12 protein-coding genes are annotated in these 12771 nt (G+C 46.6%); 5 read left to right on the top strand and 7 right to left on the bottom strand.

Translation table 11 applies throughout. The annotated features are described in order from the left end of the window. Positions 1-42 precede the first annotated feature (42 nt). Together Q0895_RS09245 and Q0895_RS09240 are read left to right on the top strand one after the other, a co-directional pair. The gene (locus Q0895_RS09245) at positions 43-1188 is read left to right on the top strand and encodes a TIGR03364 family FAD-dependent oxidoreductase (RefSeq protein ID WP_299188067.1); all 1146 of its coding nucleotides are present in this window, start codon (positions 43-45) and stop codon (positions 1186-1188) included. Next, complete coding sequence (locus Q0895_RS09240) at positions 1185-1910, top strand: HAD family hydrolase (RefSeq protein WP_299188065.1); 726 nt, start codon at positions 1185-1187, stop codon at positions 1908-1910. Before Q0895_RS09245 ends, Q0895_RS09240 begins: the two co-directional genes overlap by 4 nt. A gap of 177 nt (positions 1911-2087) precedes the next feature. Here the strand turns inward: Q0895_RS09240 and glmS are convergent, their stop codons facing one another. From glmS to hisF, 7 genes are all read right to left on the bottom strand, one after another. Continuing rightward, on the bottom strand, positions 2088-3932 hold the full coding sequence (gene glmS, locus Q0895_RS09235; protein ID WP_299188061.1) for a glutamine--fructose-6-phosphate transaminase (isomerizing): 1845 nt from the start codon (positions 3930-3932) through the stop codon (positions 2088-2090). A gap of 253 nt (positions 3933-4185) precedes the next feature. Beyond that, positions 4186-5568: a bifunctional UDP-N-acetylglucosamine diphosphorylase/glucosamine-1-phosphate N-acetyltransferase GlmU gene (gene glmU / locus Q0895_RS09230; RefSeq protein ID WP_299188059.1), complete on the bottom strand. Its 1383-nt coding sequence runs from the start codon at positions 5566-5568 to the stop codon at positions 4186-4188. A gap of 155 nt (positions 5569-5723) precedes the next feature. Continuing rightward, complete coding sequence (locus tag Q0895_RS09225; protein WP_299188057.1) at positions 5724-6305, bottom strand: phosphatidylglycerophosphatase A; 582 nt, start codon at positions 6303-6305, stop codon at positions 5724-5726. A 3-nt stretch (positions 6306-6308) separates the two neighbouring features. Continuing rightward, a complete protein-coding gene (gene thiL / locus Q0895_RS09220; RefSeq protein ID WP_299188055.1) occupies positions 6309-7337 on the bottom strand; it encodes a thiamine-phosphate kinase in 1029 nt (342 codons plus the stop codon). A gap of 2 nt (positions 7338-7339) precedes the next feature. Further along, positions 7340-8287, bottom strand: coding sequence for a transcription antitermination factor NusB (gene nusB, locus Q0895_RS09215; protein WP_299188053.1), 948 nt, complete (start codon positions 8285-8287; stop codon positions 7340-7342). A 344-nt stretch (positions 8288-8631) separates the two neighbouring features. Next, entirely contained in the window at positions 8632-9162 is a 531-nt protein-coding gene (gene ribE, locus Q0895_RS09210) for a 6,7-dimethyl-8-ribityllumazine synthase (protein ID WP_299188051.1), read from the bottom strand. Between the two features lie 141 nt (positions 9163-9303). Then, entirely contained in the window at positions 9304-10086 is a 783-nt protein-coding gene (gene hisF / locus Q0895_RS09205) for an imidazole glycerol phosphate synthase subunit HisF (protein ID WP_299188048.1), read from the bottom strand. Between the two features lie 188 nt (positions 10087-10274). On the opposite strand from hisF, the gene Q0895_RS09200 reads away from it, so the two are divergent. From Q0895_RS09200 to Q0895_RS09190, 3 genes are read left to right on the top strand one after another with little or no spacing between them, the layout of a single operon-like run. After that, positions 10275-11444 (top strand): homoserine kinase, encoded by a 1170-nt coding sequence (locus tag Q0895_RS09200; RefSeq protein WP_299188045.1) that lies wholly within the window; start codon positions 10275-10277, stop codon positions 11442-11444. A gap of 51 nt (positions 11445-11495) precedes the next feature. Then, positions 11496-11843, top strand: coding sequence for a hypothetical protein (locus tag Q0895_RS09195; RefSeq protein WP_299188042.1), 348 nt, complete (start codon positions 11496-11498; stop codon positions 11841-11843). Beyond that, on the top strand, positions 11844-12752 hold the full coding sequence (locus Q0895_RS09190) for a class II glutamine amidotransferase (RefSeq protein ID WP_299188039.1): 909 nt from the start codon (positions 11844-11846) through the stop codon (positions 12750-12752). It abuts the gene before it with no gap. Positions 12753-12771 lie beyond the last annotated feature (19 nt).

The raw sequence follows: 12771 nt of genomic DNA, 5'->3' as shown, positions 1-12771 counted from the left end.
CATTTTGCTGTTAATACCCATTCATATTTAGGAGTCGCTAAGGTGCAGTCAACAGGCAAATTATCTGAAAAAAAATACGATGTGGTCGTCGTCGGAGGCGGTATCATCGGCCTCGCTAGCGCTTACGCCGCTGTCAAAAAAGGACTCAGTGTGGCACTGGTTGAACGCGAGGCACAAAATAAAGATGCATCGGTGCGTAACTTCGGTTTTATCACCGTCAGTGGCCAAAAAAGCGGCGCACACTGGCAGCGAGCGAGGTATACCCGTGATGTATGGACAGATATTGCGCCCAAAGCGGGTATCGATATAGAGCATAGCGGCCTGCACATGCTCATTCAGCGTCCAGAAGCGATGGACGTGGCTGAAGCATTTTTAAAGACACCGATGGGGGCCGATTGTCAGTTATTGAGCCAAGCTGAAATCACAAAACAGGCGCCTTATCTTCATCAAGGGCTGGGGGTGCTATATAGCCCTCATGAGCTTAGAGTCGAGTCCAAGACCGCCATTGGCAAGTTGGCGACGTGGCTGCAGCAGGCTCATGGCGTGGATTTTTATAACCAGACCAGTGTGCAGTTAGTTGAGCTGCCCAAGGTGTATACCAGTCGCGGTACGCTGACGGCAGAGCACTGCGTGGTCTGTCCAGGGGCTGATTTGTATAGCTTGTATCCTGAGACGTTGGCACAGGCGCAGGCCAAGCTTTGCACGCTCAATATGCTGCGTGTCATGCCCAAACAAGCCTTCACGCTCAATGCCGCAGTGATGTCGGATCTGAGTTTTGCTCGCTACGATGGGTTTGCCCAATTGCCCGAAGCAAAAGGGCTTATCTCACTGCTGGACAAGGTACAAGCTGCTGAGCGTCAGGCAGGTGTGCATCTGATCGTGGTGCAGTCTGCTGATGGCTCTCTTATCATCGGCGACAGCCATGACTATAGCGACAGAGAGCTGCCTTTTAGAGATGTGCGCATTGATGAATTAATTATTAATGAGTGCCAAAGAGTGCTCAATATCGGTGACATGGATATCGTCCAGCACTGGCTGGGTGTCTATCCGAGTGGTGAGGATGTGGTGTTTAAAGCTGCCCCAGAAAAGGGCGTAGTAGTTGGCTCTGTCACAGGAGGCACGGGCGCCTCGACAGGCTTTGCCTTTGGTGAAGAGTTGATTGATTTGGTATTGGAGTCAAAACAATGAGTACAGACATGATGAGTATCAAAGATAAGTTCGATAATATTAGACTGTGTGTTTTTGATATGGCTGGTACCACGGTGGATGAAGACAATCTGGTCTACAAAACCGTGTGCACTGCTATCAATCAGACGCTAACTGCTGATGATAAAAAAGTAGATCTTGCGACTTGCTTAGCGATTGGTGCAGGTAAAGAAAAGCAGCAAGCGATCCACGACATACTGAGCGAGTTAGACCTTGCGGCTGCCGATGTCGAGCGTCTGACAGCGGCAGCATTTAAAACATTTAAAACCCAGATGGCGACAGCCTATAGCGCACAGACGTTGTCTGCCTTTGATGGAATACAGGCTTTGTTTGATGCCTTAAAAGCTAGTGGCAAAAAAGTGGTGTTAAATACGGGTTATGACTCATATACTGCCAACAATATATTGGCTATTTTAGGCTGGTCTGTGGGCCGTGAGATCGACGCCTTGATCACAGCGGATGATGTGCGCCATGGGCGTCCTGCGCCAGATATGATCACGCTTGCTATGGCAAAGTTTGGAATCAAAGACCCAACGCAAGTACTCAAAGCCGGCGATAGTGGTATCGATATCGAAGAAGGCAAAAACGCCAATTGCAGTTTATGTATCGGGGTCTTGAGCGGTGCACAGACCAAAGCACAGCTTGAGCGGCATGCGCCAGATATGGTGCTGGAGAAATTGACTGACTTGGCTGAATTGATTTAGCCGCTTAGGTAGTTATAGCTGATGTAGTAAACGATTGATAACGTATTGAAGGCTCCATTACGATAGAGCTTGTTTTGTTTGCATTATTTTAAAAAATTCTCCGCCATCTGTTTTGTATAAGATAGCGGAGGATTCGTCATTTTACTGTAGTATTTACTTTAAAATCAATATCTTAAGTTATTCGACTGTGACACTCTTGGCCAAGTTACGTGGCTGATCGACGTCTGTGCCGCGCATCACCGCTACATGGTACGACAACAGCTGTACAGGCACACTATAAACGATCGGTGCTAGTATTTCGCAGACATCCGGTACATATACTACGTGCAATCTATCTTCCGCTACCATTTGACTGGCTTCACTAGCGAAGACAAACAGCTCGCCATGGCGCGCATGCACCTCTTGCATGTTGGCTTTGAGCTTATCGAACATGCTGTCTTTTGGTGCAAGTACGACGATCGGCATATCTTTATCTACCAATGCCAATGGACCATGCTTAAGCTCACCTGCCGCGTAGCCTTCAGCGTGGATATAAGAGATTTCTTTTAACTTAAGCGCGCCTTCTAAGGCAATTGGGAACTGCAAACCGCGACCCAAGAATAGACAGCTCTTCTTCTCTTCAAAGCTTTCGCTCATCGCTTTAATGGGTGCATCAAGCTTTAGGCTGGCATGAAGCTGACCCGGTAGCTTATGTAAGTTTTCTAACAACGATGTCAAACGCTCATTATCGATACGCTGTTGTACGACCCCAATCTTTAATAATAATAGCACTAGCGCGACAAGCTGAGTGGTAAAGGCTTTGGTAGAAGCCACACCAATTTCAGGCCCTGCAAGCGTTGGTAAGAAGATATCCGTCTCGCGTACTAGCGATGACGTTGGCACGTTACATAGTGCCAAACTGACTAGCCCTTCTGGTTTGTGCTTTTGGATCTCGCGTAGCGCCGATAAAGTATCGGCTGTTTCACCAGATTGTGAGATACAAACGACGAGCGAATTATCGACGACGACAGGATTACGATAACGGAACTCGCTTGCGATTTCGACCGAGCAGGGCAGGCGTGTTAAATTTTCAAACCAATACTTTGCGACCATACCTGCATGATAGCTGGTACCACAAGCGAGTACTTGAATGTGTTTAACACCAGCAAGCTTAGTTTCATGACGGTCTAAAAAGTCATCGCGTAGTTTGGCTGTTTCTCCATTATCTACCGCCATCTCAACCGTACGAGCGACCGCATCTGGCTGCTCATAGATTTCTTTGAGCATATAATGCTTAAATTCACCTTTGTCTGCATTGTGCTGCTTGGCATCTATCTCATGAACTTTGCGACTGACTTCTACGCCATCTGCATAAACACGAATTTGCTCACGCGTAATATTGGCAATATCACCTTCTTCAAGATACATAAAGCGGTTGGTGACGGGCAATAGTGCTAACTGATCTGAAGCGATAAAGTTCTCGCCGATACCCACACCGATGACCAAAGGTGAGCCCAAACGTACAGCAATCAGCTCTTCTGGACTATCTACATGGACGATCCCAAGGGCAAATGCACCATGTAATAACGGTGTAACCGTACGAACGGCTTCTAGTAGATCAGATGTTTTTTGATAAACATCATTGATCAGATGCGCGACTACTTCGGTATCTGTCTGCGAGGTAAACTCATAACCTTTGGCAATCAAATCTTCTTTTAGCTCAGCATAGTTTTCGACAATACCATTATGAACGACAGCGATCTTACCTGAGACATGCGGATGCGCGTTACGTTGTGCAGGCTCGCCATGCGTGGCCCAGCGTGTATGCGCAATACCAATATGACCATCAAAGTTCGCTGGGTCATTAGCAACTGCATTAACCAATGCCAATACTTTGCCTACTTGACGTTCACGATGTAATTCGCCATTACGAACGACAGTCAAGCCAGCAGAATCATAGCCTCGATATTCCAAACGTTTGAGACCTTCGAGTAAAATATTAGCGATATTACGCTCAGCAACTGCGCCTACAATTCCGCACATAGCTATTCCTTAAGTTAGATTTATAATGATGTTTGATGTTGAACAAATAAAGTATAAATAAGATTAAATTTAAAATAGTGTATATAACACAGTAGTTTGTGAACGCTTTCTAAGTATTCACAAATGATTTAGCATATAAGCCATATTATTAAGCAGCACCACAAAATTGCCATGCTGCTTAAGTGAATCAAAATCTGAGTACTAAGGGCTTAACTTTAATCCCACTACTATTAGTTGTTTATTTCGTAATTAACTATTTCGACTTTTTAGTTGGACGTTTAAAATCTGCTTTTTGTACCTGACGAGCACGGCCTAAAGCCAAAGCATTACTATCGACATTCTCTGTAATTACAGATCCTGCCGCAACCACAGCAGTATCGCCGACCGTTACTGGAGCGACCAAGCTCACATTAGAGCCAACGAAAGCGTTATCTTCAATAATAGTTTGCGACTTATTCACGCCATCATAGTTACAGGTAATGACCCCAGCGCCGATATTGACACTTGTGCCGACGGTCGCGTCACCAACATAACTTAAATGATTGACTTTACTACCATGACCGATAGTCGACTTTTTAATCTCAACAAAGTTACCAACTTTACTGTTGTCAGATAATACGGTGTCAGGACGTAAGTTTGCAAAAGGCCCAACATCGACACCAGCACCGACTTCAGCGCGATCAAGTACGCAGTACGGTTTGATATGACAAGCATTGCCAATCTGGGTATTTTTGATAACACAACCAGCTTCGATGTATACATTGTCACCCAAAGTACAGTCGCCCTCGAATACCACACCGACATCGACGAATACGTCTTGACCTACGCTTAGCGTACCACGTATATCGACGCGAGTTGGATCAGCAAACTGTACACCTGCTTCTTGCAGGTCAGCGACTAACTTTTCTTGCCACGTACGCTCTAAGCTGGCTAATTGTTGACGGTTGTTAACCCCCTCAATCTCAAACGTATGTTCAGGCTCGATTGCGGCAATCGTCACACCATCAGCAACCGCCATTTTGACGATATCGGTCAAATAGTATTCTTGTTGCGCATTATCATTTGATAATTCAGGCAAATATTTATGAAGCAGCGCATTATCAACGCAATAAATGCCACTGTTAATCTCTTTTATATTTTGTTCATCGGTACTAGCGTCTTTTTGCTCAACGATGGCTTCAACCTTCCCTGCAGCATCACGCTTAATACGACCTAAACCAAATGGATTGTCTACTGTCAAAGTCAACATCGACATGCCATTAGTGTTCGCCGTTTGTAGGGTCGTTAAAGTCTGACAGCTTACCAATGGCACATCACCATATAAAATAAGGCTTTGACCGTCTTTTGGTAGTTGCTCTAAAGCAACTTTAACAGCATGACCTGTCCCTAGCTGCTCCGTCTGCGCAACCCACGTAATTGGTAGATGCGCGTATTGACTGTCCATTGCTGTTTGTACTTGGTCGCCGCCAAAACCATAAACCACAATAGTCTTAGTAGCAGACAGCTCATCACAAGTATCTAGGACGTGTCCTAATAAAGGTTTGCCTGCTAATGTCTGCAAAACTTTTGGCTTAGCAGACTGCATACGCGTGCCTTTTCCGGCAGCAAGGATAATCACAGAAAGGGAATTTGTCATAAGTACTCTATAATAGGTGTAACAGAATATGATAGGATTATAACGCAATTGTCGAGAAAAACATATTCATTTAAGTGAATATTACAACGCTTTGTTATCGTTAAGTTTATAGTAATGAGGTAGTTTGTAACATCGTGCGTTTAATGAGCAGCTGTTTATATCAGCATGCCAAGCATTACGATCACCCATACAGCTGCAGCCATAATCCCAGCGATAATGTCATCAAGCATGATACCAAAACCGCCTGATACCTTTTTATCTGCCCAACCGATTGGTGGTGGTTTAATAATATCAAAGAAGCGAAAAAGTACAAATGCAATGACAAGCGCAATGATAGACAAGCTTTGTGAAATATCTTGCCAGAAATTTGCAACAGTAATACCTGTATAAGAAAAAGGCAACAGAGTAATCCACATACCCGCCCATTCGTCCCAAACAATATGTGGGTTGTCGTGACCGCCCATTAGGGTAGAGGTTCTGCCGCATATTGAATTACCAACGACACAAGACAATATAGTGATTATCAAAAACGGTAAAAAGCCTAAGCTCATGAGCGGTATCGCAACGATTAATCCACCAACCGTCCCCCAAGTGCCTGGAGCGCGGCGCGGCAGGCCACTGCCGAGACCAATACCAAGCCAATAAACCACACGATCAAGCATGCTGGCATTTGTTGGTAGCGGTGGGCAGTCGTTTGCTTTACGAATATTGGGCTTAGATAGGTCATGATCGGTCATGGATTAACCTGTAAAATGTTGGTAACCAGTAAGAGTAGGCCAGGTAGTAAAGGGGGCAGGGTGCGTAGGCGTGACTGGCTGTCCTTGATAAAACAGCTTGGGACGCAGGTTTATGGAGGTTTCTCTCCTCGCGTCTTCAGCGGGTATCACCTCACCAATACAGATCACAGGTGTGTTGCTGCTATCAATAGGCGGCATAATATCAGCGGGCAAAGTAAAGGCCAGCTCATAGTCGTCACCGCCTGCCAGCTGGCATAGTAAGCGTTCAGACAAATCCACGCTTGCTAACGCTTGGCTGTTCGGTAGTTGCTCTAAATTAATACGCATACCAACCGAGCTTTGCTCGCAGATGTGGCCAAGATCTTGGTATAGGCCATCTGAGATATCAATCATCGCCGTTGCACCAATCTGTGCCAGCGCCGCACCTAAAGTGATACGCGGCGTGGGCATGTGCAAACGGTGGGCAAGCTCTAGACCTTGGCTGCTATCAGGATGCTGCAGCGCATACGCGGCATCACCAAGAGTCCCTGATACATAGACTTTGTCACCGACGCTAGCGCCTGAGCGATAGACGGCTGGCATATCGGCGGGCAAGACCCCTTGCGCGCTAACGCTTAGCACTAAGTTATCGCTGCGCGTAGTATCACCACCGATAAGTGTCACGCCAAACAGCTGGCAGGCATGAAATAAGCCCTTAGAAAAGTTTGTGAGCCACGTTTCAGTTGCCAAGCGCTCAGGCAATGCCAATGCCAGTAACATACTGTGCGGCGTCGCACCCATCGCAGCGATATCTGAGACATTGACAGCCACTGCTTTATAACCAATTTGAAAAGCTAACTCGTTAACTTGGCTCCAATCAGCACTAAAGTGCCGACCTTGTACCAAGGTATCGATACAGCTGACCAAGCGCGCGCCTGCGGGCAATGCCATTACCGCTGCATCATCGCCAATGCCTTTTTCGACATCATCAGATAAAGGTTGGGCCGCCTGCATCTGAGTAAATATGCGCTCAATCAGCTCAAATTCATTCATGGCTAATCTTTACTTTTTTCGTCTGGATTGACAAGGTTTGAGTCATGTAGCCCAACATCGGCTGAGGTACTGCCTGCTACAGGCTTGCTTTCAGTATCGTCATGTGTTTGCGCGCTGCTTTGTTCCATACGCTGCTTTTTGCTGGTATTAAACTCATTAATATTTGCTCGAGCTTTATTAGAACGCTCACGTTTGACAGTGGCATTATTGGCGCTGATACGCGGTTTGCTTGACGCTGTTGGCGTGTCATCCGTAGCAGTTTGCGCCGCGTCTTTATTGCTATCGATGCTCTGTGCTTTTGGCTTATCTGATTGGTCTGCTGTTTGAGAAGGGCGACGACTGGCTTTGCTGTCTGCTTGCACTTCGATGGCACGTAGCTCGGTAGCCATTTTATCAAGTACCGCATTAATCAGCTTATGCGCGTCAGTAGCACCAAAATGATTGTTAAGCTTCATCGCTTCATCCAATACCACTTTATATGGAATCTCTAAGCGGTGTTGTAGCTCATAAGCACCAATCAATAAAATAGCATGCTCAACGGTATCTAATTTGTCGATGCCGCGATCGAGATGCTGACTAATAAGCGCATCTAGCGCTTCGATTTGCTCTGGAATATCACGCATCATTTCATGATAGTAGCCAATATGGACGGTATGCATGGCGTTGGTCGCACGGGTACGGGCAGCGATATCGTGCGGCGCATTGTCCTTCCAGCCAAGCTTGCCGTCTATATCGAAACGGCGGTCGGTGACCAGCCATTCGTATAGGCCTTGCATGGCAAAACGTCTGGCTTTGCGCACAGCGGTATGGCTGGTCTTATAAGAAGACTCACTCATATCAAAGGTTTGCTCACCAGCACTGCTGCTTGCGATACGAGTCGCTTCAGCTTGTTCGTCATTGGCTTGTGCGGTTTTTGCAGCGTTAATGGCGCGCTTGAGTTGGTCAGTCATAGGGGGTCAATACCTAGGTTTAAAGAGCATAAAAATGTTAAATAGTAATCGGCTGGCGGGCGATGCCAGTCGAGTTTTTAGCAATAAATTGAGTTATGTTCGAAACAACAAAATAAACGCTGTTAAAAAATGTGATTCTCTGTACGGTTCTCAGTACCGTATAAACAGCCATGCGCTAGGGTTTTGTCCCAGCATTTAAGCTGATTGTCGTTTTTAGTACTATTTTTCTAGCATTGTCGTTTTGAGCATTATAGCTTGCGCTGGGTTAATAGTGATAACCCAGCCTACACAAATAAAGTAAATAACGCTTGTATCAAAATAAAGTGATGGCTTTTTAAAAAAGCTTAAGCGTCATCACTACTATCATAGTCATCATCAACATCTAATTGTGATAAAACCGCTAGCATCTCAAGCACCACCATCGCTGCTTCCGAGCCTTTGTTACCCGCTTTGGTGCCCGAGCGCTCAATCGCCTGCTCAATACTATCGGTGGTGATGACGCCGTTGGCGACAGGGATATTATAATCAATCGCAACGCTGCTAAGACCCTTTGCAGACTCGCTAGCGACAAAGTCAAAATGTGGCGTGCTACCACGGATGATCGCGCCTAGCGCAATGATGGCATCAAAACGATCAGACTCAGCGGCACGCTGGGCGACAAGGGGTAGCTCAAAGGCACCTGGTACACGAATCACAGTGATGTTGCTGCCCAATACGCCATGACGTAGTAGGGCATCGATAGCACCGTCGACTAATGACTCAACGACAAACCCATTAAAACGGCCAACGACGATACCGATACGGGCCTCTTCGTTTTGGTGTAAGTTGCCATCGATATGGGTGATGTCATTGCGCTGCTGCTGTAAGTTTGACATAAGAGAATCCTTTGAGTAAGTAGCATTTTAAGCAAAATTTTTGTATAAAATCTCGATTGTTTTCAATAGTTAACTGACAAAAATAAATAAGTAGCGCTATGATAACATTTTTTGTCAAGGCGTTTGTATTTTACAAGCGTATTACAGGCGCATGGATATGCCTTGTGCTGCCATATAGGCTTTGGCCTCCGATACGGTGTATTCGCCAAAGTGAAAGATACTGGCAGCCAGCACCGCATCGACGCCGCCTTCTAGGACGCCTTCGGCCAAATGTTGCAGGTTACCCACGCCGCCTGAAGCAATAACGGGGATATTAACGCGGCGGGTAATCTCACGCATCAGCGCCAAATCATAGCCTTTTTTGGTGCCGTCACCGTCCATCGAAGTAACGAGTAACTCGCCAGCACCCAGATCGGCCATCTTGCTTGCCCAAGCGACAGCATCAATGCCAGTCGGTTTGCGCCCGCCATGGGTAAAAATCTCCCAGCGCGGGGTGAGGATGCCGTCCACCTCTATATCAGCCACACGTTTGGCATCGATAGCGACGACGATACATTGATTGCCAAATTTTTGCGCCGCCTCTCCGACGAACTCAGGCGTGAAAACTGCTGCTGAGTTAATCGCCACCTTGTCCGCGCCAGCATTGAGCAGGTTACGAATATCAGCAATTTTGCGCACGCCGCCGCCAACAGTTAAGGGGACAAACACCGTCTCCGCCATACGCTCGACAGTATGATAAGTGGTATCACGCTCATCGCTGGTGGCAGTAATATCCAAAAAAGTAATCTCATCAGCGCCTTGTTCGTTGTAGCGCTGCGCCACTTCGACAGGGTCGCCAGCGTCTTTAATATCGACAAACTGTACGCCTTTGACCACGCGGCCATTGTCCACGTCCAAACAAGGAATGATACGCTTTGCTAACATAGGGTCTTTCACCTTATAATCAATTCAACCATAAGCGCTAGTCTAGCAAAATCGCTGCCATATCAGGCAGGTTTTCACAAGATTATTATGCTTTTTATGATGGTTTGCTGATGCGCGGGACGATTATTGTCATTAGCGTCCAGATTTATTCTATTTATCTTCTTATCCAATTGCCAAAGTGAGATGTCATGTCCGTCTATACCCAGTTAACTGATGATCAATTTGCCGCCTTTTGCCAACGTTTTGGCGTGTCGTTCGCCCGTGCCATTCCGATTACCCAAGGCATCAAAAACTCTAACTGGTTTATTCAAACGACAGACGATGTCGATGGCGCGCACGCTTATGTGTTTACCTTGTTTGAAGAGCGCCCGCCAGAAGACATCGAAAAAATGGCGGTGATATTAAACCAACTAGATGGCAAGCTGCCAGTCGCTGCCCCGTTGGCGCTGTTAGAATTAGGTGCTGATGATAATGATGATACGGAAAAACGCTATGTCATTCATTATGAAGACAAGGCGATCACCTTGGTGCCGTGCTTGTCTGGCGCGCATCCGCAAGAGACCACGCCTGCGATGTGTCATGAGATCGGCGCGGCGTTAGCGATGCTGCATGAGACTTTGCAAGCGCTACAACCTGCACAAGATTACGGCGTGCCCCTCTATCCGTGGAGCGAGGTGCGCGACCGTGAAATGCAGTTTATGCCAGGCGATGAAGCCAAGCTCATGCGCGATATTTGGCAAGCTTACTCAAACCTACCCCTGACCGACTTGCCAAAAGGCTTGTGTCATCTCGATATGTTTGCTGACAATACGCTATGGGACTTGACTAAAGGGCAGGAAAAGTTAACAGGTCTATTAGATTTTACTGAGGTGAGTGTCGAGCACTATGTGATGGATATCGCCATTACCATCAATGATTTTTGTACCACGTGGGGCGATGCTGAGCAAGGCGAGCTGGTACACTTTGATCGTCGTAAGATGGCAGCGTTTTTAGAAGGATATGAGTCAAAACGCACGCTAAACCGTGATGAAAAGCGTGCATTACCTGTTATGCTTGCCAAAGCAGCGGTGATTTTTTGGCTTTTGCGTCTTAATGTCATTCACTATAACCGTACCGAAGGTCGGACTGGCGACAACATCATGGTCAAAAATCCTGACCTCATGAAGCGCTTAGCGGCTTATCATTGGGCGCATGTTGAAAAAGCGCAAAAGACGGTATTTGTATTATCAAATGATAAGAGCGACAAGCAAATCATTGGCGTATTTAGTGATATCACCCACGCTGAGCAAGCACGTGCTACTTTACGTAATCGTCGTGAGTTGAGCATCAAAGAATATACGCTCGATCAATTGGCGTAAGTTTTTTCTGCTCAATACCATTTTTTGCATCCAAACCACAGAGGTGACCCTATGACCGATCAAGTTGATAACTGGCATAAGCTGGCACGCTATGACACCAATATGCAAGGTGAGCTGCATGCCAATCTACTGCGTAATAATGGCATCACTGTGTCCTTGCAGCCGCTAAGCGCGATGCCAGGGATGAATTCAGGTATTGTGCTGTGGATACAAGATACTGAGCTGGCCCATGCCAGACGTATCTTGGACAGTATCGATACCGACACTGCTGGCGAAGTTTTGCTAGATAATATGAGCGATGCAGAGCTTGGTATTACAACAGCGACACAAGACAATCAGGGTATCGAAGAAAATAAAAACAGCTTAGACAATCAAAGTAATAAAGGCGGTAAAGCATAAATGTGTCAACTCTTAGGAATGAACTGTAATACCCCAACCGATATTGGGTTTAGCTTTGCAGGGTTTCGTCGTCGCGGCGGTATGACTGATAGCCATGAGGATGGTTTTGGTATTGCTTTTTTTGAACGTAGCGACTGCACCAACAATGGCGAGACGGCAAACGACTCAACGGGACTACGCTTGTTTCATGACAATCGCCCAAGCCATCTGTCGCCAGTGGCAGATTTAGTCAACAACTACCCGATTAAGGCCATGAATGTCATCGCCCACATTCGTAAAGCCACGCAGGGACAAAACTGTCTGGCAAATACCCATCCTTTCGTTCGCGAAGTCTGGGGCGAGCAGTGGGTATTTGCCCACAACGGGCAGATGAATAGTGAATTTATCAAGCGCTGTCAGCGTCTGCAAGACAATGGCAACGCCTCGCACTGCCAACCTGTTGGCAGCACCGACTCAGAAATGGCGTTTTGTTATCTGGTCAATCGCTTAAAAAGCACTTTTAAAACCCGTCCTGACGACCAGACGCTGTTTAACTTTTTGACCACTCAGTGCCGTTATTTATCGGCCAATGGCTTGTTTAATTGTCTAATCTCAAACGGCCGCTGGCAATTGGCTTATGCCGGCAGCTTATTGTTTTATCTCACCCGCCAAGCGCCATTTGGCGAAGCGAAACTGGCAGACGATGACTTGGCGATTAACTTTAGCGATGTCACCACCGATACCGATAAGGTGACGATTTTGGTGACCGTGCCATTGACTGAAAACGAAAAATGGCAACAGTTGGCGGTCAATGAATGCTTGATATTCTCTGAGGGTGAGATTATTTATAAAGACAGCCCAAGTCAGCGTAAGTTTTTGACCATTGACGAAGGGATTGCAGTGGCACGTGCGGTAGGGGCGAGTGTTTAGAGTTGGCGCATCGTCAATA

It is taken from the genome of uncultured Psychrobacter sp. (assembly GCF_947495825.1).
Classification (GTDB): domain Bacteria; phylum Pseudomonadota; class Gammaproteobacteria; order Pseudomonadales; family Moraxellaceae; genus Psychrobacter.
The sequence above is the reverse complement of the archived record's forward strand: the minus strand, read 5'-3'. Positions and strand labels throughout refer to the sequence as shown.